Genomic DNA, 20,498 nt, shown 5'->3' on the forward strand with positions numbered 1-20,498 from the left:
CACGCAACGCGCCCACCGCTTTTAGTCTGCAGTTTCTCCGGACCCGTCGCTTGCGTGACCACGTCGTGAGGCGCGGACGACCGAAGAAAGTCGTTCTCAGTCAGACACGCTCTTCGTCTGCCTGAGAACGCCTTTCTTCGGCCGTGGCGTCGAGCCCGGAGGAGCGAAGCGACGACCAAAAGCAGAGCAACGACCCAAAAAACACAACTCAACCAAGGCTTGCGCGCTGGGTACGCAGCTCCCGCTGGACGGCCTCGACGGAGAGATCGCGTGGGGGTTTGCCCTCGCGGGAGGAGAGCGCGGCGGCCACGCCGGCCGCCTGGCCCGTCGCCATCGAGATCGGCATCACGCGGTACGACGAGTGGGCCACGTGGTCGCCGGAGATGGCGCGCCCCGCGACAAGCAACCGGTCCGTCCCGCGGGGCAGCAGGCAGCGGAGCGGGATGTCGTACGACGAGCCCTGCGGGAGGCGCTTCAGCACGGTCCCCCGGCCGGTCGGGTTGTGGATGTCGACCGGGTAGGCGCCGCGTGCGATCACGTCGTCGAACTTGCGCGCGGTAAGCACGTCCTCGCCGGTCAGCGTGTACTCGCCCTGGATGCGCCGCGTCTCCCGCACGCCGACCTGGACGCCGCTCTGCACCGCATAGGCCTGCTCGAATCCGGGCACCCGCCGCTTCAGGAACGTCACGATCTGCGCCATCTGCTCGTGCGCGACAAGCTCGGCCCGGGTGAGGTCCCAGACGCTTGTGCCGAGTACGCCGGTGACCCGGGTGGAGTTGACCGCTACCTCGTCGTCGTAGGGCGTGGCGAAGAAGAGCAGATCCTCCCGGGTGAGGTCGAGCTCGCCGGCCTCGGTGGCCTCCCGGATCAGGTCCCACAGGCCGTAGACGCCGCGCCACTGGTCCGGGTGCTCGTGCACGTACCCGTTGAAGCCTTGATGGTTGAAACGGCCCATCCGGAACATGAGCGTCATCGGCTGGGTCAGCCCGTCCTCGGGGCGGCCGATCTCGTAGGGCGCACCGGCCGCGGCCGCGAGGTCTCCGTCGCCGGTGCAGTCGACGACCACGTCCGCGTCGAGCACGATCGGGCCGGACTTGCCCTCGAAGACCACGCGCACGCCGTCGGGCAGGTGGATCAGGTCGGAGGCGAACGAGTGCAGCAGCAGGTGCACGCCGGCCTCGGCCAGCAGCTCGTACGCGGTCAGCTTGAACAGCTCCGGGTCGAACGGCACCGTGTAGCCGGTCTCCGGGCTGGGCTTGATCACGCCGCCCATCTGGTCGAGCCGGTCGAGAAGCGTCCAGAGCACGCCGCCGACGACGGGTTCGCCCTCGCCGTGGTCGGTGGGCAGCAGCCGGGTGTCGTCGCCGCCGACCGCCTGCTTCATCTCGTTGTGGAAGGCGGTCAGCGGCATCACCAGCGCGGCGGTCGCGTTGCCGCCGAGGAAGCCGTACCGCTCGACGAGTGTCACGCGCACGCCTGTCGCGGCCGCGCCGAGGGCCGCCCCGATTCCGGACGGCCCGCCGCCGACGACAAGCACGTTTGTCCGGCCGGCGCGGCGGGCGCGGCGCGGTGGAAGTTCGACGCTCTCCTCGTTCGGTGGCGGGGCCAGACAGGCGGTCGACACGTACGGCGACAACGTCATGCGCAATCCCCTACCCCGGTGGTGGTCTCCTATCCCTTTCTACGCGTCGATCAACGTCCGCGGGCTGATGTTCTCAAGGACCGCACCGAGCCGCTCGCCGGTCTCGGCCGACCGGGTGCGCAGAACGGCCATCCGTTCGCGCGTGTCGGCGACCCGCGTGGGCCGCTCGTCCCAGAGTCGGTCGACCTGCGCGAGCAGCGGCCCGACCGACTCGCGCATGACGCCGCGGAGAGCCGGCGCTCCCGCCTGCTGGGCGAAGTCGAAGACCTTCCCGGCGTACGGCAGGGGCAGGAACGGCACGCCGGTCAGCGCGTTGAAGATCAGGAAGTGCAGGCGCATGCCGACCGCCAGGTCCAGGTGGCGCATCAGGCCGAGCATCTGCCGCGGCCGGTAGTCGCCGTAGAGCACCCGGCAGTCCTGGACCGCGGTCATGTGCGAGAGCACCGCGTGCGAGTGCCGGATGTCGTCGCGCTCCATCGGCACGAAGAGCAGCTGCGCGTCCAGCCGGTGGACCAGGAAGTCGCCCATCTGTGCCAGCAGCTGGTGGTAGGACTCCTCGTCAAGGTGCTCGGCGGCCTTGCCTGGCTCCCGGACGCTCATCCCGACCAGGCGGCGGCCGGCCGGCACGCCCTCGGCGCGGAGCATCTCGTCGCTGAAGTCCTCGGGCTGGAGCAGCAGCGCCGGATCCGCGGTGACGTGGATGGTGCGGGTGACGCCGGCCTCCTCCAGGACCAGCCGGGACTCCTCGTCCCGGACCGTGACCTGGACCGCCTCGGAGAGCACCTCGCGGACGATCGCGCAGTCCGCCTCCTCGGTCAGCGGGCCGGCGCCGAGCGCATAGGTGAAGACCGGGACACCCCGCTCCTGGGCCGCCTTCGCGACGCGCAGGTACCGCCGTGCCTCGGTGTTGTAGAGGATTCCGCCGCCGCCGAGGATCAGCAGGTCGAGCTGGCCGAGCGAGGCCGCGGTGGCCTGCCGGCTCATGCCCTCCCAGCCGACCACCTCGACGCCCGGGTGCTTCGCCACTGTGTGTTCCGGATGGCGGGAGAAGACCAGGACCCGGGCGTCCGGGCGCCGGTGGCGCAGATCATCCAGCAGGCTGGTGAGGATGGCTTCGTCGCCGAGGTTCCGCCCCCCGTACGAGCCGAGCACGCCAACTGTGGGTCCGGTTCTGCCGAGCACTGCGCACCTCCCTGCATCGTGTGCGAGCCCGGCAGGCGCCGACCTCGCACGCTCGTTACCCCTTTTCTCAGAGTGACACACGTGACGAATCGGACCTGCAACATACGTGTGTCAGACCCGTACGCGTCCCTCCACGGCCGCGAGCGCGATGTCCGCCCGATGGTGCGAACCGGCCAGTTCGATGCCGTCGACAAGTGCGTATGCGGCACTGCGGGCCGCCGGAAGATCCGCACCCGTGGCGGTCGCGCAGACCACCCGGCCGCCGGACGAGACAAGCGCGCCGTCCGCCCGCCGCGCCGTGCCCGAGTGGATCACGCCGGGCCGCTCCGCGCCGGTCAGCACGCCACCGGTCCGCGGCGCCTCCGGATATCCCTCCGACGCCACCACGACTGTCACCGCGGAGCCGTCCCGCCAGGTCAGCGGCGGATGTGCGGCCAGCTCGCCGATCGCGGCCGCGCGCAGCAGCCCGCCCAGCGGCGTGGTCAGCATCGCCAGCACCACCTGGGTCTCCGGGTCGCCGAAGCGCGCGTTGAACTCGATCACGCGCGGGCCCTGTCCGGTGATGGCGAGACCGACGTAGAGCAGGCCGCTGAACGGCGTGCCGCGCCCGCGCATCTCGGCAAGCGTCGGGTGCACGACCTCGGCCATGACCTGGTCCACGAGCCCGGAAGGCGCCCACGGCAGCGGCGTGTACGCACCCATGCCACCGGTGTTCGGCCCGGCGTCGCCGTCGCCCACCCGCTTGAAGTCCTGCGCCGGGAGCAGCGGCAGCGCCGCCTCGCCGTCGGTGACCACGAAGAGAGAGACCTCCGGGCCGGGCAGGTACTCCTCGATCACCACGCGACCGCACTCGGCCGCGTGGGCGAGCGCCACGTCCCGGTCGTCCGTGACCACGACGCCCTTGCCCGCGGCGAGACCGTCGTCCTTCACCACGTACGGCGTGCCGAACTCGTCGAGCGCGGCGGCCACCTCCTCCGTGGTGGAGCAGGTGAACGCGCGGGCGGTCGGCACGCCGGCCGCGGACATCACGTCCTTGGCGAACGTCTTGGAGCCCTCAAGCGTGGCGGCCGCGCCGGACGGGCCGAAGCAGGCGATGCCCTTGGCCCGCACCGCGTCCGCCACGCCCGCGACGAGCGGCGCCTCCGGGCCGACGACGACCAGGTCGGCGCCGACCTCGACGGCGAGCGCCGCGACCGACGCCGGGTCGGTCGCGGTCACCTCGCGCAGCTCGGCGAACTGGGCGATGCCGGGGTTGCCCGGCGCCGCGATCAGCTGCTCGACCGCGGGGTCGGCAGCCAGGCCGATGGCGAGGGCGTGTTCACGCCCTCCGGAACCGATGAGAAGTACGCGCACGCTGAGTGATGTTACCGACGTGCGTGGATCAACCTCAGATCAGCTGGTGCCGAACGACGTTCTCGTCGCGGCCCGGGCCCACGCCGACCACGCTGACCTGCGTGTTGCACAGCTCCTCGATCCGCGCGATGTAGCGGCGCGCGTTCTTCGGCAGCTCGGCCTCGGTACGGGCCTGGGAGATGTCCTCCCACCAGCCGTCCAGCTCCTCGTAGACCGGCTTGGCGTGGTGGAACTCGGTCTGCGTCATCGGCATGTCGTCGACGCGCTCGCCGTCGATCTCGTAGCCGACGCAGATCGGCACCTTCTCCAGTCCGGAAAGGACGTCCAACTTGGTCACCACCAGGTCGGTGACGCCGTTCAGCCGGGACGCGTACCGGGCCACGACCGCGTCGAACCAGCCGCAACGCCGTTCCCGGCCGGTGGTGGTGCCGTACTCGTGGCCGATCTTGCGAAGGTGCTGGCCGAACTCGTCGAACAGCTCGGTCGGGAACGGGCCCGAGCCGACGCGCGTGGTGTACGCCTTGCTCACCGCGATGACCTTTGTGATAGCGGTCGGCGGGATGCCCGCGCCCACGCACGCGCCGCCGGCCGTCGGGTTCGACGAGGTGACGAACGGATACGTGCCGTGGTCCATGTCCAGCATGGTCGCCTGGGCGCCTTCGAGAAGCACGTTCTCGCCGCGGTCAAGCGCGTCCCAGAGGATCGTCCGGGTCTCCGCGATGTACTGCTTGAGCCGCTCCGCGTAGCCGAGGTACTCCTCGACGACCGCGTCCACGTCCATCGCCTTGCGGTTGTAGACCTTGAACAGGATCTGGTTCTTCTCGCGCAGCGCCAGCTCGAGCTTCTTGCGCAGGATGCCGGGGTCGAGCAGGTCCTGCACACGGATGCCCATCCGCGCGACCTTGTCGCCGTAGGCCGGGCCGATGCCGCGGCCTGTGGTGCCGATCCGCGACGAGCCGAGGTACCGCTCCACCACCCGGTCCAGCGCGCGGTGGTGCGGCATGATCAGGTGCGCGTCGCCGGAGATGCGCAGCCGGGAGACGTCGACCCCGCGCTCGTTCAGGCCGTCGATCTCCTGGAGCAGGATCTTGGGGTCGACCACGACGCCGTTACCGATCACAATGATCGCGTTCGGAGACAGCGCGCCGGACGGCATGAGGTGCAGGGCATACTTCTGGCCGTCGGGAGTGATCACGGTGTGGCCGGCGTTGTTGCCCCCGGAGTACCTGACCACGTAGTCGACCCGCTCGCCAAGCAGGTCGGTAACCTTGCCCTTGCCCTCGTCGCCCCATTGCGCGCCGAGAAGCACTATCGCTGGCATCTGAGAACCCGCCTCCGAGGGCTCGGGTGCCACGGTGGCGACCACACGGCAAGCCCGAGGTGTCAGGCTAACAAGAAGTTACGGCCACGTTGGAGATGGCCGCGAAGATCACGGGAGGCCACCGGCCGTGTACGACGTGGTGCTGCTCAGTCTCGCCTCCGGCGCGCCCGCCGGATCCGACACCTGCGGAATCGGCGGTTCCTGCTGCGGCGGAACCGATCAACAGGGCGCTGAGCAGGTCACCGATCGCTCCTGCGCCGAGCCGGGCACGCGCGTGCCGGTGCTCGCCTGCGGCGATGCGCTGACCGCCGCCGGCGCCCGGGTGGAATATGTCACCGCCCGCTCGGATGCTGAGATCGACGACGTGCTGGCCCGCCTGGACGGCCCGCCCCGCGAGGACGGCCTGACCTGGCCGGACCCGGAGAGCAAGACCCGGGTGGTGATCGCGGCCGCGTCCGGCGCGCAGATCCGCGCGGTCATCCGGCGCCTGGTCCGCAGGTTCGCGCCGCCGCCGAGCAAGCGCCCCGCCGACCTCGACGAGTCGCGCACCGTGCCCGATCTGCCCGCGCTCGGCGTACTTCCGCTCGACCCGGCGCGCGCCGGAACGCCTGACGACCTCATCGCGCTGCTCGGCCTGCCCCGCGACCCGGCCGCGGTCGCCGCCGCCGTGCTCGGCGACCGCATCCGGCGCATCGACCTGCTGCGGACCGACGCCGGATCCGTCACCCTGGACGGCACGCTGCTCGCCGGAAAGGATGCCGACGGCAAGCCCTTGCCCTGGCGCGGCAGAGTGCAGGTGGACGACGCGGTGTTGAGCGACGGGGAAGAGGGCATTCTGGCCTGCGCGGTGGGTAACGCGGGAGGCTATGCACAGCTGGACGGCATCCCATTGCTCAGCGACGCCGACCCCGGTGACGGGACGGTGGAGGTCGCGGTGGCGGTGCCGGTGATGACCAAGGCCCGATTCCGCAGGCCTCGGCTCCGGATCGAGGTGCGGCGAGCGCGCGGCCGCGCCGCGTCCGTGACGCCACGGGACGGTGAAGTGCAGTTCGTCGACGACGGGGTGGCCGGCACGCTCAACCGCAAGAGGTCCTGGTGGACCGAGGCGGGCGCGTGGGCGGCCTACGTCAGCTAGAAGGGAAGGCAGCGCACGGTGGCCAATAGCTTCCTGCCGGACGCGGAGGACGAGGAGCCGTTCTGGGCTCCGGACGACCAGGAAACGTCTCCTGCGGACGATGCCAAGAACAAACCGGTGGCGCCGACGCCGCCGGTGCCACCGGCCGTGCCCACAACCCACGATCACAAGCAGGCTCCGGTGGTACGGCCTGCGCCGCCCGCTCCCGGGCCGCCCCCTCCGATGCCACCTCAGCCGGGGCCGCCGCCCGGGCCGCAACCGGGACCGCCCGGCCCGCAGCCGGGGCCGCCGTTCACCCCGCAGCCAGGGCCGCCCGGCCCGCTGCAGGGACCGACTGTGCCTCAGCCGGGTCCGCCGTTCGTGCCGCAGCCAGGGCCGCAGCAGCGTGGCCCGCAGCAGCCGGGCCCTCATCAGCCTGGCCCCTACCCGGGTCCGCAGCCTGCCCCTTACCCGGGTCCGCAACCGGGACCGCCCGGTCCCAACCCCTACCCGGGACCACAACCGGGACCGCCCGGGCCGCACCCGGGACCAATGCAGCCTGGGCCGATGCAGCCTGGGCCGATGCAGCCTGGGCCGATGCAGCCTGGGCCGATACCGGGGCCGATGCCGCCTGGGCCCGATCAGCGCTCGCAGGGCCGCGTCTCCGTGCCGGTTCCGCCCGGGCCTGGCCCCGTGCCGCCCGGCCCCGGCCCGTCCTATCCCGGCCCCGGCCCGATGCCACCCGGCCCGATGCAGCCCGGCCCCGGCCCCGGCCCGATGCAGCCCGGCCCGATGCAGCCCAACCCCGGCCCGCAGTATCCCGGACCGCAGCAGCCCTACACCGGCCCCACGAATCCGGACTATCCGCACCAGAACCCGCAGTACCCGGGTCCGCAGCAGCAGCCCGGTCCGTACCCGGGTCCGGGACCGGCCTACCCCGGCCCGATGCCGCAGTACCCGCAGCCCCAGCACCAGCAGGGGCCGATCCCCGGTCCCGTGCCGCCCGGTCCGGGACCCCAGCCGCCGTTGCCGCCGCTGGTCCACCAGGAGCACCCGGCGCCGCCCGTACCCCCGGGCCCTGGCCCTGGTCCTGGTCCTCAGCCCGGCCCGGGTCCGCAGGATCAGCAGCCGCCGCAGCCGGATCAGCCCGCGCCCCGGGACTTCCCGCGGCCGCCGACGCTCGATCGCCCGCCCTATCCGGGACCGGACCAGGCGCAGCAGGGGCCGTCCTGGCAGCCGCAGCCCGACTACCAGCAGCAGAACCCCTACGCGCCGGTTCCCTACCCGCCGCACGAGGGCCAGCAGCAGCCGATGCCGGACACCGGGTGGGAGCCGGACGCGCACGAGCCGACGCCGACCGCTGACGACTTCGCGCGCCGCCGGACCATGAAGCCGGCCGATCCGATCGCCACCATGGGCGGCCGGGCGATCCTCCGGAACGCCACGTTCGGCGTGGTCAAGCTGGGGCCGGGGCGGCGTGAGCAGGAGATCAAGAAGGACATCGACACGGTACGCCGGAACTTCGGCGGCCTGCGTCAGGTCACGATCGTCAATCCGAAGGGCGGCGCGGGCAAGACGATAGCCGTGCTGCTGCTCGCGATGACGTTCGGTCAGCGTCGCGGCGGATACGTGCTGGCCTGGGACAACAACGAGACGCAGGGCACCCTGGGCATGCGCGCGCAGCAGGACTTCCACGCGCGTACCGTGCGGGATCTGCTTCGTGATCTGGTCAGTTTCCAGGGTGCGAGCGGCCGGGTCGGCGATCTGTCGCAGTACGTACGCGCGCAGGGCGAGGGCATGTTTGACGTGCTCGCGTCCGACGAGTCGGCGACCGCGGGTGAGATCCTCACCGCTGACGCGTTCGCCGAGATCAGGGACGTGGTCAGCCGGTTCTACAAGCTGATCTTCGTGGACACCGGTAACAACGTGCGTGCGCAGAACTGGCAGGCGGCGATCGACGCCACCGACCAGCTCGTGGTCACCATGTCGGCGCGTAACGACTCGGCGGAGACCGCGGCCCGGATGCTCGACCACCTGGAGCAGACCGGGCGGCAGCGGCTGGTCCGGCAGGCGGTGACGATCGTCTCGATGCCGTCCACCAAGCGCGACCTGGACACGGACGCGATCATCCGGCACTTCGCGGCGCGGACCCGGGTGGTGCTCACCGCGCCGTACGAGCGGTCGGTGGACACCGGCGAGCCGCTGCGCTACGGCGCGCTCTCCGCCGCCACCCGCGACGCGTGGCTGAAGATCGCCGCCTCGGTGGCCGAGGGGCTGTAGGTGAGCGCTGGTCCGGGGCTCACCCCGGACCAGCGCTTATCGATCAGGCTCCGGCGAGCGCGTCCGCCGCGACCGGGTCGCAGTCGCGGAGGAACTGGGCGCAGCGGGCCGCCTCGTCCGACTCACCGATCGCGTCGGCCGCGCGGGCGAGCTCGTGCAGGCAGCCCAGGAAGCCACGGTTCGGCTCGTGCGACCACGGCACCGGGCCGTGGCCCTTCCAGCCGTTGCGGCGCAACGCGTCCAGGCCCCGGTGGTAGCCGGTCCGGGCATAGGCGTAGCCCGCGACGGTCTGGCCGCCGTCGATCGCGCGCTTGGCAAGCGCCGCCCAGGCCGCGCTGCTGGTCGGGAAGCGTGCCGCCGCCTCGGCGTACCCCTCGTCGTTGTCGGCCGTGGCCAGCACGTCCGCGGCCGGGTCGGCGGGCAGCAGCGTGGCCGGTGGCTGTGGCATCAGATTCTGCATGCGTTCATTCAACCCCGGCCGGTACGGCAGCCCACCGCGCCGGGCCTGGCCGAACGGCTGAGTGTTTGGTCACGCGTGCGGCGCGCACCACGACGCGACCGGCCGGTGTCCGCGAACCCGCCGGTCGACTACAAACAGAGGTCCGGAGCCTCCCCAGGAACCGGAAAGTCGAGAGCCCGGCGCTCACCCCGCCGGGCTCTCACCCTGGTGGCGGCCATGCGGCAGACTTGAGCGGTGCCGACTCCCCCGCCCCGCGACGTCCTCGAACACAACGACCACACCGCGTCGGAGGTGGAGTCGCGGGCCGAGTTGGACCGCCATCTCGCCGCCGGAACGCTTGCCGGTCTCGCCGTCCTCGGTCTGCAGCTCGACCAGGATCCGCCGGATCTGTCCGGTGTGGAGCTGACCGGCGCCCACTTCCTGGGCTGCTCGTTCGCGTCCGCCGAGGTGGTCGCGGACCTGGTCCGACGTGGCGCGTCGGTGGTGCCGTCGCTCACCTCGATCCCGTACCCGACGCATCCGGCCCGGCTCTACACGGCGGAGGAGATCTCCGGCGGGTTCGCGGAGCACGGCTTCGACGGCATGTACGACACGGTCGTCTACCGGCACTTCCGCGAGAACGGCGGCGCGGTCCCGGCGGTCCGCGAGGCGCTCGCCCAGCGCCTGCACGACCACGGCATCGACAACGCGCTCGCCTACGCCACCCACGCCTGGCTTGCCGCACACGGTCCCGCCTCGGTGGTCGGCGTGATGGGCGGGCACGCGGTGGCGCGCGGCTCGGACGCGTACCGGCTGGCCGCCACGCTCGGCCGCTCGCTCGCCCGGCGCGACCGTCTGGTCGTCACCGGCGGTGGTCCCGGCGTGATGGAGGCGGCCAACCTCGGCGCCTACCTCGCCGACCGGTCCGAGGAGGAGCTGGCCGAGGCCGTCGACATGCTGGCCGCCGCACCGGACTTCATGGACCACCGCCCGTTCACCGAGGCCGCGCTCACGGTCCGGGCGAAGTTCGCCCCCGCACCTGACGCGTCGCCGACCGCCTGGGCCCGCCGCGGCGGCCTGTCCGTACCCACCTGGCTCTACGGCCACGAGCCGGCCAACCTCTTTGCCGGCCGGGTCGCGAAGTACTTCAGCAATGCGATCCGCGAGGACACGATCCTCCGTCTGTGCCGCGGCGGCCTGGTCTTCGCGCCCGGCCGCGCCGGCACGGTCCAGGAGGTGTTCCAGGCCGCGACCAAGACCTTCTACGGCACCGACGGCCCGAGCGGCGCCTACGTCTTCCTCGACTCCGCGTTCTGGACCGGCACGCTCCCGGTCCGCACGCTCCTTGACCCGCTCTTCGCCCAGTCCCCACACGGCGACCTCACCGGCACCATCCACCTCACCGACGACGTCCACGAGGCAGTGGCGATCCTGACGAAACCGAAACCCTAGATCCAGAGCCGGATCTACCCACTTTCGCCGGACTCACCGCCCGCACGCTCCCGCGGGCTCTCGTTCCGCCGCCGGTCACGTCCAGATCCACCCACGTGGTTGCGGGGTGACCAGCGGCGGGACAGGAAGCCCGCGGGAGCATGCGGGCCGCACCACCGCGGGAGCGGGAAAATCTGCTTGATGATCTGTTTTTGTGGCCTTCTCGCCGCGATCTCCCCGCGCTGCGTGGTTCGACCCGATGGTCGAGACTACGGTCATGGAGGTCTTCCTGGTGGGGCTCGCAGGCCTGTTGCTGCTCGTGCTGCTGGCGAGTCGGCGGGGGCGCACGACGAGCGGGAGCGGGCGGCGGAGCGGCGGCTTCGTCTTCGGTGGCGACAGTGGGGACAATGGAGACGGTGTGGACGGTGGCGGCAGCGACGGTGGTGGGGGTGGCGGCGGGGACTGAGTGTCAGACGATCGGGATGCGGTGCCAGAAGCCGATCGGCAGGTTGACCTCGTCAGCGGTGGAGAGGCCGTTCTCGTCGAGCGCGTTGTAGATCGAGAGGCGCACGTCGTCCAGGACCAGCTCGACTGCGTGCAGCACGCGCGGGCGCCAGTGCGACGGCATGATCCGCTCGATCACGTTGACCTCGCGCAGGTGGCGGCCGCGCAGGCCGGTCAGGGACGGGTGGAGGCCGGACCGCCAGTCGAGGCGGATGCCGGGCCAGTCCAGCGGCGCGCTCATGTCGACCTGGCCCCAGGTGATCGCGCACTCGTCGAACTTGCGGTGGGTGATCTCCACGTTGAGGTCGCCGAAGCCGAGGATGACCGGGCCGCCGGCGAACCAGGTGCCGGTCTCCAGGTCCCACATCAGCCAGACGTCGTCGAGCGGCCGGTCGAGGACGCGGGTGAAACGGGCGCGGTGCGCGGCGGCGAGGGCGCGCGAGCTGTACTGGAACTCCGGCTCGTATCCGTCGATGCCGAGCATGCCCGCGCCCCCCGTTCAGAGTTCGTAGATCGTAACCAGACGACGAACGGCCGGTCCCGCTGTGGGGACCGGCCGCGTCGAAAACGGAACTAAAGGATTACTTGTTCAGCGTGGTGCCGGTCGAGCGGAGGTGCTCGCAGGCCTCGACAACGCGCTTGGCCAGGCCGTTCTCGGCGAGCTTGCCCCAGGCGCGGGGGTCGTACGCCTTCTTGTTGCCGACCTCGCCGTCGATCTTCAGCACACCGTCGTAGTTCTTCAGGATGTGGTCGACCACCGGGCGGGTGAACGCGTACTGCGTGTCGGTGTCGATGTTCATCTTGACCACGCCGTAGTCAAGCGCGCCGTGGATCTCGGAGAGCAGCGAGCCGGAACCGCCGTGGAAGACCAGGTCGAACGGCTTGTCCTTGCCGTACTTGGCGCCGACCGCCTCCTGGATCTCCTTGAGGATCTCCGGGCGGAGCTTGACGTTGCCCGGCTTGTAGACGCCGTGCACGTTGCCGAAGGTCAGGGCCGTCATGTAGCGGCCCTTCTCGCCCAGGCCGAGCGCGGCCGCGGTGGCCAGGCCGTCCTCAACCGTGGAGTAGAGCTTGTCGTCGATCGCGGCGGAGACGCCGTCCTCCTCGCCACCGACCACGCCGACCTCGATCTCGAGGATGATGTGCGCGGCCGCGGAGAGCGCCAGCAGCTCCTCGGCGATCTGCAGGTTCTCGTCGACCGGCACGGCGGAGCCGTCCCACATGTGGGACTGGAACAGCGGGGCACGGCCGTTCGCGACGCGGTCCTTGGAGATCGCGAGCAGCGGGCGGACGTACGCGTCAAGCTTGTTCTTCGGGCAGTGGTCGGTGTGCAGCGCGATGTTGATCGGGTAGTTCTTGGCGACCTCGGTGGCGTACTCGGCCAGCGCCACCGCACCCGTGATCATGTTCTTCACGGTCGGGCCGGAGGCGTACTCGGCGCCGCCGGTCGAGATCTGGACGATGCCGTCGCTGCCCGCCTCCGCGAAGCCCTGAAGCGCCGCGTTCAGCGTCTGGGACGACGTCACGTTGATCGCGGGGTACGCGAACGCGCCGGCCTTGGCGCGGTCGAGCATCTCGGCGTAGACCTCTGGGGAAGCGATTGGCATCGGAGCAACTCCTTGATCAGTGCGCTGGGTCCAGGAACCCCCTGCGGGACCGCGTTGTCCTTCGCGGGCAGTATCCCGTACGCCTCATGTGTCGGAAACATCGCCCTGGAGTTACCACCAGACGCTATCCGGTCACGTGATCCGGGTGGGCGGCGACGAACTCGGCGAGCGAATCACCGGCGATCGCCGCGAAGAGCTGGTCCGCGGTTGCCGGGTAGACCTGCTCCCGGAGGTCCCCGTCGTCGAACGGGATCTCCGAGTAGCGGGGCGCGCCGATCCCGATGACCGGCTCGCCGGCCAGGTCGAGGTCGCCGGCCTCGGCAAGCAGCGCGAGCCCGTCCTGGTCCAGGCTGATGCCGCTGCCCGCGATGTCGATCAGGCTGAGCAGACCGGCGTCCGCCGCCTTCGCCGCGAGCGCGCTGAGATACCGCTGGGCCGGGCGGTCCGGGTTGGCGGCGCCGTCCGGCACGGTGTGCCGCGCGCGGAGCAGGCCTGTCGCGTCCGCGCCGCCGAGCCGGGAGCACCCCGTGTCGAGGCAGAGCTCGACACCCCCGACCCGGTCGGTAAGCGCCTCGACCGCCTGGTAGCTGACGGTGACGGTGCCGTCGAACGTGAGCCCGGTCAGTTCCCGCACCGTACTGCGCATCATGTCGGCGCCGCCCACCTCGAACGCGACGCTCAACTTCTCACCGGCGCTGTAATGCGGTACGACCACATGGCCGTCGCGCGGCAGCGAGACCAGGTAGACCGCGTCCCGGGCGGCCGTCACGTGCGCGATGACCACGGTGTCCGCGCGGCCTGCGTCCGTGCCGATCACCAGCACGTTGAGCGGGCGGGCCTCGGCGGCCACCACCGGCGGCGGCGACACCGACGAGGCGACCTCCACCGCGGGGGCGGCCGTGCCGTCGGTCCCCCGGAGGAACGCGGGCACGGCCAGCACTGCGGTGACCGCGAGCGCGGCGCCGACCGACCTGCTGATCAGCCGGCGACGGCGGCGGCGTCCGGTGGTGACGTCGATGGCCTGGCGCAGCGGACCCTGGTCCGGCACGAGGTGCTCGTGGCGGGCGAACGTCTCCCGCAGTTCGTTCTCGATCATCTTTCCTAGACCTCCACCAACTGTGCCCGGAGGGTGGCGAGCGCGCGTGAGATCGACGCCCGGACCGTGCCGACCGCGCAGCCGAGGATCTCGGCGATCTCCGCGTCCGGCAGGTCCTCGTAGAAGCGCAGTACCAGCGCGGCCCGCTGCCGCCGGGGCAGGCGCGACAGCCAGGCCCAGATCTGGTCGCGGTCAGCGGTGGCCTCGGCATGATCGACGGTCGCCGCGATGCCCTCGTCCGGCTCGGCACGCAGCAGGACGCGCCTCAGCCAGGAGCCGCGGCGCCAGTCGAAGTACTGGTTGGTCAGCATGCGCCGCACGTAACGGTCCGGCGAGTCGGCTTTCGACACGCGGCGCCAGTTCAGCTGGACCCGGACCATCGTCTCCTGCACCAGGTCCTGTGCCAGGTGCGGATCTCCGGTCAGCATCACCGCGTACCGAGACAGCGCAGCCAGCCGCGAGTCGGCGAACTCCGCATAGTCCAAGGGGCACCTCCGAGTGCTCTCCCCTAGATGACGGCGAGCGGCCCTCACATCATTGCGCGCGATCGCAAAAAGTTATCCACCGGGCCTGAGCTGCGGTTTTGTGGTTATCCCCAGAGTTATCCACAGGGCTGCGGGTTATCCACAGCCGGGTTGTCCACAGGGCGGCACTCATCCGTTCGGCCAGACTCCCAGGGTTTTCTCAGTTTGGGGTCGCGACCCAGAGATCGTTAATCATAAGATCCGCTCGCATTCGCGACCACGGGAGGATCTTCGTGAAGCTGCTTGTCGCCCGGCGTCTACTGGCCGGGCTGGGTGCGGTGGTGACCGCAGGCGCGGTTACCGTCTCCGGCACCCCCGCTCAGGCCGCCGAGATCGGCCTGAGCACCTTCTTCGACGACGTGACAGTCGCCGCCGGGTCTCCCGGGGTCACCCGGTCACTCGCCCTCTACGCGGCCGACCCGGCCTCCACGGCCGATGTCACGATCGTCTTCGACACCACGGGTGTGGCGGGCGTAGCGCGAATCGAGCCGCAGGAGGGTGAATTCTGGCAGGACTGGATCTGCACTCCGGCGGGCGCGCTCATCACCTGTGTCTGGCGCAATGAGTTCCCGGCCGAGTTCGACGAGGGCGGCCGCAGCATCATCGACGTGACGATCACCCCCACCGGCGGCGTGTCCGCCGGCGCGGCCGGCACGCTCAAGACGACAGTGACCGCGGCCGGCGCCACGCACACTGCCACCAGCAAGGTCACGATCGGCGATGGGGTGAACCTCGCGACTGCGACCCAAACTCTCACCGGCACCGGTGCTCCGGGCAGCACCGTTTCCGTCTCGGCCGGTGTCCGCAACCTCGGCGAGAGGACGGCCGAGGGCGTCGTGCTCTGGGTCAGCGGTGAGCCCGGCCTGGGCCTCTCCCAGTACGGCAACTGCCAGTACATGAAGAGCAGCGGCGGCTTTCTGCAGACGTACTGCGAGTTCGACGACGACATCGCGCCTGGCAGCACGTACCGGGCCGAGCTGGGCATGGAGCTGAGCGCCCAGGTGTTCGCGCCGAGCACGCAGTACGGCTTCTACCAGTGGATGACGCCGGCCGAGTACCTCGACCTGACGTCGTGGCAGAAGTTCGCCGGCATCACCTTCGCGAAGGGCACCGGCGCCGCGCTCCCGCTGAACGAGTCGTCGGTCGCCGCACGCGGCGCGCAGGTGGACACGGATCCGAGCGACAACACCGGCATGTTCGAGATCTCGGTCACCGGCCAGAACAGCGCGGACCTGGAGGCGATCGGAACTGGGTTCGACGGTGCGGCCGGCGAGTCGGCCACGGCGCAGGTCGGCATCAAGAACAACGGCCCGGCGATGCTCGACGGCAGCATGGGCGGCTTCTCCGCCACCGCGGTCCGGGTCACGGTCCCGGCCGGCACGACGGTGACTGAGGTCGACGAGGACTGCAACAACGTCACGAACTCGGAAAGCTGGGAGGGCAACACCCCCGGCGGCACCGACTACTTCTGCTACACCGGCACCGTCTTCACGCCGGGCCAGCAGGCGCTCTTTGACTTCACGTTCCACATCGACGAGAAGAAGACAAACGCCACCGGCTCGGTCATCGCGAACGACAAGGCCCTGGTGGACACCCGCTCCGGCGACACCAACGCGAAGAACGACGTCGCGTACATCCTGGTCAACGGCGACGGCACGCTGCCGCTGCCCGGCGGCGAGGGCGGCGAGGGCGGCCAGGGCGGCGGCACCGGTGGGGGCGGCACGCTGCCCGTCACCGGGGTGCAGGCCGGCCTGATCGGGACCGCCGGCGCGGTGCTGCTGGTGCTGGGCGCGGGCGCGTTCCTGCTGGCGCGTCGCCGGCGGACCTCGTTCGTCGCGTAATACCGCTTGCTCGGCGCCCCGTCTGCCCGCACGGCAGGCGGGGCGCCGTTGCGTGACCGATCAGGCCCGTGACGCCGAAAATCGAGGGAGATTCGCACAGTCGGCTGAGACGATGGCCGGGTGCTGATGACCGTCTCGACCACGCATACGCCCGCCACCGATCTCGGGTTTCTCCTCGTCAAGCATCCTGACCGGGTGCATCAGTTCGAGATGCCCGCCGGTCTGGCGTACGTGATGTATCCCGAGGCGACCGAGCAGCGCTGCACCGCGGCGCTGCTGCTTGACATCGATCCGCACACGCTCAGCTCGGCCCGCCACCGCGCCAAGGCACCGGAGTCGGCCGGGCTCGGGCAGTTCGTCAACGATCGGCCGTACGCGGCGTCGAGCATGCTCGCCTCCGCGCTCGGGCGGATCTTCCGCAGCGCGCTGCGCGGCGCCTCGAAAGACCGGCCGGAGCTGGCCGCCACCCCGATCCCACTTGAGATCGCGGTGCCGGTGCTGCGGTGCCGGGGCGGCGCCGAGCTGGCCCCGCGCCTGTTCGACCCGCTCGGCTGGGCCACGTCCGCGGCACCGATCCCGCTTGACGACGACTGGGGCGACAGCCGTTATGTGGAGCTGCGACTCACCGGCACGCTCCGGCTCGCCGACGCGCTCAACCACCTCTACGTGCTGCTCCCGGTGCTTGACGACGCGAAGCACTACTGGATCGCGCCGGACGAGATCGACAAGCTGATCCGGGCCGGTGAGGGCTGGCTGGCCGGCCACCCGGAGCGCACGCTGATCACCCGCCGCTTCCTGGCGCACCGCCGGGCGCTGGCCGGCACGGCGCTGGCCCGGCTCGCCGAGGAGCGCCGCCGGCTGGACGAGCTGGACGAGGTCGCCGACCCGGACACCATCGAGACGCCGGAGGTGGAGGCGCGCCAGCCGCTCGCCGTGCAGCGGCGGGAGAGCCTGCTTGCCGTGCTGCGCGAGCTGGGTGCGGCCCGCGTGCTGGACCTCGGCTGCGGCTCCGGCGCGCTCCTGTCCGACCTGGTCCGCGACCGCCGGTTCACCGAGATCGTCGGCGCGGACGTGTCCTCCCGGTCGCTTGAGATCGCGGAGCGCCGGCTGCGGCTGGACCGGCTCCCGGAGCGGCAGCGGGACCGGATCAAGCTGTGGCAGACCGCGCTCACCTACCGCGACGACCGGCTGCGCGGCTTCGACGCGGCCGTGCTGATGGAGGTGATCGAGCACGTCGACCCGCCTCGGCTGGCCGCGCTCGAGGACGCGGTCTTCGGCCACGCCGCGCCGATCTCCGTGCTGGTGACCACGCCCAACTCCGAGTACAACGTGCACTACGAGCTCGAGGGTCTGCGTCATCACGACCACCGCTTCGAGTGGACGCGCGCGGAGTTCACCGCGTGGTCCACCCGCGTCGCCGAGTTCTACGGGTACACCGTGCGCCTGCACGGCATCGGCGAGCAGGACCCGGAGACCGGCACGCCCACCCAGTTCGCCGTCTTCACTCGTGAGGTGCCCGCATGACCGAGCTGCTCATCCCCGACCTCTCCCTGGTCGCGCTGGTCGGCATCTCCGGTTCCGGCAAGTCGACCTTCGCCCGGCGGCACTTCGCGCCGACCCAGGTGCTCTCCTCCGACTCGTTCCGCGGCCTGATCGCGGACGACGAGAACGACCAGACCGCCTCGACCGACGCGTTCGACGCGCTGCACTATGTGGCCGGCAAGCGCCTGGCCCGCGGCCGGCTGACAGTTGTCGACGCCACCAACCTGCAGGAGCATGCGCGCGCCAACCTGATCACGGTGGCGAAGGAGCACGACGTGCTGCCGGTCGCGATCGTGCTTGACGTGCCGGAGACGCTGGCCTGGGAGCGCACCGAGGCCCGCGCGGACCGCACGTTCGGCCGGCAGGTGCTGGTGCGCATGCGCCGCGACCTACGGCGGTCGCTTCCCCGGCTGCAGCGCGAGGGCTTCCGGAAGGTGCACGTGCTGCGCGGCCCGGAGGAGATCGACGCGGCCACTGTCGGCTACGAGAAGCTGTTCAACGACCGCCGCGAGCTGACCGGCCCGTTCGACATCGTCGGCGACGTGCACGGCTGCCGTGCGGAGCTGGAGACGCTGCTGACCACGCTCGGCTGGGACGTGCACCGGGACGCGGCCGGGTACGCGGTGTCCGCCAGCCACCCTCGGGGGCGTACCGCCGTGTTCGTCGGTGACCTGGTGGACCGCGGCCCGGACACGCCGGGCGTGCTGCGCCTGGTGATGGGCATGGTCGAGGCCGGGACCGCGCTGTGCGTGTCCGGCAACCACGAGGCGAAACTGCTCCGCAAGCTCCGCGGCCGGGATGTGCAGCTCACCCACGGTCTCGCCGAGTCGATGGCGCAGCTGGAGGCCGCGCCGAGTGAGCTCACCGACCGGCTGCCCCGCTTCCTCGACTCGCTGATCAGCCACTACGTGCTTGACGGCGGGCGTCTGGTGGTGGCGCACGCGGGCCTGAAGGAGGCGTACCACGGTCGTGCCTCCGGCCGGGTGCGCTCGTTCGCGCTCTACGGCGAGACCACAGGCGAGTCCGACGAGTACGGTCTGCCGGTCCGTTACCCGTGGGCGCAGGATTACCGCGGCAAGGCCGTGGTCGCCTACGGCCACACGCCGGTGCTCGCGGCGGAGTGGGTCAACAACACCATCTGCCTGGACACCGCGGCCGTGTTCGGTGGTTCGCTGACCGCGCTGCGGTACCCGGAGAAGGAGCTGGTGAGCGTGCCGGCGGAGGCGGTGCACTACGCGCCGGTCCGCCCGCTGCACACGCTCCCCGGCGCGCAGCGCCCGGCGGACGCGCTTGAGCTGTCCGACGTGACAGGCCGCCGTCACCTGGAGACCGGGTACGGCACGATCACGGTCGCCGCGGAGAACTCGGCCGCCGCGCTTGAGGTGATGAGCCGGTACGCGATGGACCCCCGCGCGCTCCTCTGGCTGCCGCCGACGATGGCGCCGTGCTCGACCGCGCCGGACGGCGATTTCCTGGAGCACCCGGCACAGGCGTTCGAGGACTACCGGTCGGCCGGCGTGGCGAAGGTGGTGTGCGAGGAGAAGCACATGGGTTCCCGCGCCGTGGTGCTGCTGTGCCGGGACGCGGAGGCGGGCAAGCGGTTCGGCGTCTCGCGTGGTGCGGTCTGGACCCGTACCGGCCGGCCGTTCTTCGACGACCCCGCGGTCACCGAGGAACTGCTGGGCCGGGCCGGTGCGGCGGCGGAGGCGGCCGGCCTGTGGGACGAGCTGTCCACCGGCTGGGTGCTGCTCGACTGTGAGCTGCTGCCCTGGTCCGCCAAGGCCGGCGGCCTGATCCGCGAGCAGTACGCGAGCGTCGGCGCGGCCGCGAACACCGCACTCCCGGCCGTCCGGGCGATGCTGGCGACCGCGGCCGGCCGCGGCCTGGACGTGTCAGCGCTCCAGGACCGGATGACCCGCCGCAACGCGGACGTTGCCGCCTACCGGGACGCCTACCGCCGTTACGTGCGACCTACCGACGGGCTGACCGGCATCACGCTCGCGCCGTTCGCGGTGCTCGCGGCGGACGGTGTCTCGTTCGCGGGCCGCAACCACGGCTGGCACCTGATGCTTGCGGACCGGCTCTGCGCGGCCGACCCGGAGCTGTTCACGTCCACCCGGCGGCGTGTCGTGGATCTCGGCGACGAGGCCGCGGTGGCGGAGGCGACCGAGTGGTGGCTGGCGCTGACCGGGGCCGGTGGCGAGGGCATGGTGGTGAAGCCGTTCGAGGGCCTGGCGGCGAAGTCCGCGAAGGGCCGCCTGGTGCAGCCCGGCATCAAGTGCCGTGGCCGGGAGTACCTGCGGATCATCTACGGCCCGGAGTACACCGAGCCGGAGACGCTGGACCGGCTGCGGAGTCGGTCGCTGGGACGCAAGCGCGGGCTGGCGTCCCGGGAGCACGCGCTCGGCCTGGGCGCGCTGGACCGGGTCGCCGAGGGTGCACCGCTGTGGCGGATCCACGAATTGGTCTTCGCGGTGCTGGCCTGTGAGTCCGAGCCCGTCGACCCCCGTCTGTAATTGGAAAGGCACACAACGGTGAGATAAGCGCGGCTGGTCATCCGCCGGTCGCGCTTTCTTACGCATATTCTCAGGAGACCCTCAGCTCTGTAACAGATTCGCGTCT

16 protein-coding genes are annotated in these 20,498 nt (G+C 71.2%); 7 read left to right on the forward strand and 9 right to left on the reverse strand.

The genetic code is table 11. From position 1 onward, the window contains the following. Positions 1-208: 208 nt before the first annotated feature. From ACIA8K_RS14545 to ACIA8K_RS14560, 4 genes are all read right to left on the reverse strand, one after another. Positions 209-1,642: an FAD-dependent oxidoreductase gene (locus tag ACIA8K_RS14545; protein WP_396058777.1), complete on the reverse strand. Its 1,434-nt coding sequence runs from the start codon at positions 1,640-1,642 to the stop codon at positions 209-211. A 39-nt stretch (positions 1,643-1,681) separates the two neighbouring features. Beyond that, complete coding sequence (locus ACIA8K_RS14550; protein ID WP_396058779.1) at positions 1,682-2,824, reverse strand: polysaccharide pyruvyl transferase family protein; 1,143 nt, start codon at positions 2,822-2,824, stop codon at positions 1,682-1,684. 111 nt (positions 2,825-2,935) lie between these two features. Then, positions 2,936-4,177, reverse strand: coding sequence for a phosphoribosylamine--glycine ligase (gene purD / locus ACIA8K_RS14555; protein ID WP_396058781.1), 1,242 nt, complete (start codon positions 4,175-4,177; stop codon positions 2,936-2,938). A 34-nt stretch (positions 4,178-4,211) separates the two neighbouring features. Further along, positions 4,212-5,498, reverse strand: a complete 1,287-nt coding sequence (locus tag ACIA8K_RS14560; protein WP_396058783.1) for an adenylosuccinate synthase — start codon at positions 5,496-5,498, stop codon at positions 4,212-4,214. A gap of 127 nt (positions 5,499-5,625) precedes the next feature. Between ACIA8K_RS14560 and ACIA8K_RS14565 the strand changes: the two genes are divergently transcribed. Together ACIA8K_RS14565 and ACIA8K_RS14570 are read left to right on the forward strand one after the other, a co-directional pair. Beyond that, positions 5,626-6,633 (forward strand): hypothetical protein, encoded by a 1,008-nt coding sequence (locus ACIA8K_RS14565; RefSeq protein WP_396058785.1) that lies wholly within the window; start codon positions 5,626-5,628, stop codon positions 6,631-6,633. Between the two features lie 672 nt (positions 6,634-7,305). Then, on the forward strand, positions 7,306-8,892 hold the full coding sequence (locus tag ACIA8K_RS14570) for a chromosome partitioning protein (RefSeq protein ID WP_396058787.1): 1,587 nt from the start codon (positions 7,306-7,308) through the stop codon (positions 8,890-8,892). Between the two features lie 43 nt (positions 8,893-8,935). Here ACIA8K_RS14570 and ACIA8K_RS14575 read toward each other — a convergent pair whose 3' ends face one another. Beyond that, positions 8,936-9,352, reverse strand: coding sequence for a DUF3151 domain-containing protein (locus ACIA8K_RS14575; protein ID WP_396058789.1), 417 nt, complete (start codon positions 9,350-9,352; stop codon positions 8,936-8,938). A 234-nt stretch (positions 9,353-9,586) separates the two neighbouring features. Here ACIA8K_RS14575 and ACIA8K_RS14580 point away from each other — a divergent pair, with 234 nt between their 5' ends. Both ACIA8K_RS14580 and ACIA8K_RS14585 read left to right on the forward strand, forming a co-directional pair. Then, positions 9,587-10,783, forward strand: coding sequence for an LOG family protein (locus ACIA8K_RS14580; protein ID WP_396058791.1), 1,197 nt, complete (start codon positions 9,587-9,589; stop codon positions 10,781-10,783). Positions 10,784-11,021: 238 nt separating this feature from the next. Further along, positions 11,022-11,228, forward strand: a complete 207-nt coding sequence (locus tag ACIA8K_RS14585; RefSeq protein WP_396058793.1) for a hypothetical protein — start codon at positions 11,022-11,024, stop codon at positions 11,226-11,228. Positions 11,229-11,231: 3 nt separating this feature from the next. Here ACIA8K_RS14585 and ACIA8K_RS14590 read toward each other — a convergent pair whose 3' ends face one another. The 4 genes from ACIA8K_RS14590 to ACIA8K_RS14605 form a co-directional block, all read right to left on the reverse strand. Then, positions 11,232-11,750, reverse strand: a complete 519-nt coding sequence (locus ACIA8K_RS14590; RefSeq protein ID WP_396058795.1) for a hypothetical protein — start codon at positions 11,748-11,750, stop codon at positions 11,232-11,234. A gap of 97 nt (positions 11,751-11,847) precedes the next feature. After that, the gene (gene fbaA / locus ACIA8K_RS14595; protein WP_396058797.1) at positions 11,848-12,873 is read right to left on the reverse strand and encodes a class II fructose-bisphosphate aldolase; all 1,026 of its coding nucleotides are present in this window, start codon (positions 12,871-12,873) and stop codon (positions 11,848-11,850) included. 124 nt (positions 12,874-12,997) lie between these two features. Beyond that, the gene (locus ACIA8K_RS14600) at positions 12,998-13,969 is read right to left on the reverse strand and encodes an LCP family protein (protein ID WP_396058799.1); all 972 of its coding nucleotides are present in this window, start codon (positions 13,967-13,969) and stop codon (positions 12,998-13,000) included. Positions 13,970-13,974: 5 nt separating this feature from the next. Beyond that, positions 13,975-14,454, reverse strand: a complete 480-nt coding sequence (locus ACIA8K_RS14605; RefSeq protein ID WP_396058801.1) for a SigE family RNA polymerase sigma factor — start codon at positions 14,452-14,454, stop codon at positions 13,975-13,977. Positions 14,455-14,726: 272 nt separating this feature from the next. Between ACIA8K_RS14605 and ACIA8K_RS14610 the strand changes: the two genes are divergently transcribed. The 3 genes from ACIA8K_RS14610 to ACIA8K_RS14620 all read left to right on the forward strand — a co-directional run bounded on the left by ACIA8K_RS14610 (position 14,727) and on the right by ACIA8K_RS14620 (position 20,392). After that, on the forward strand, positions 14,727-16,334 hold the full coding sequence (locus tag ACIA8K_RS14610; protein WP_396058803.1) for an LPXTG cell wall anchor domain-containing protein: 1,608 nt from the start codon (positions 14,727-14,729) through the stop codon (positions 16,332-16,334). Between the two features lie 120 nt (positions 16,335-16,454). Beyond that, the gene (locus tag ACIA8K_RS14615) at positions 16,455-17,858 is read left to right on the forward strand and encodes a 3' terminal RNA ribose 2'-O-methyltransferase Hen1 (RefSeq protein WP_396058805.1); all 1,404 of its coding nucleotides are present in this window, start codon (positions 16,455-16,457) and stop codon (positions 17,856-17,858) included. Further along, the gene (locus tag ACIA8K_RS14620) at positions 17,855-20,392 is read left to right on the forward strand and encodes a polynucleotide kinase-phosphatase (RefSeq protein WP_396058807.1); all 2,538 of its coding nucleotides are present in this window, start codon (positions 17,855-17,857) and stop codon (positions 20,390-20,392) included. The genes ACIA8K_RS14615 and ACIA8K_RS14620 overlap by 4 nt, the downstream gene beginning before the upstream one ends. The last annotated feature ends 106 nt before the right edge of the window (positions 20,393-20,498 follow it).

Source organism: Catenuloplanes sp. NPDC051500, from assembly GCF_044454585.1.
In the GTDB taxonomy this organism is placed as follows: Bacteria; Actinomycetota; Actinomycetes; order Mycobacteriales; family Micromonosporaceae; genus Catenuloplanes.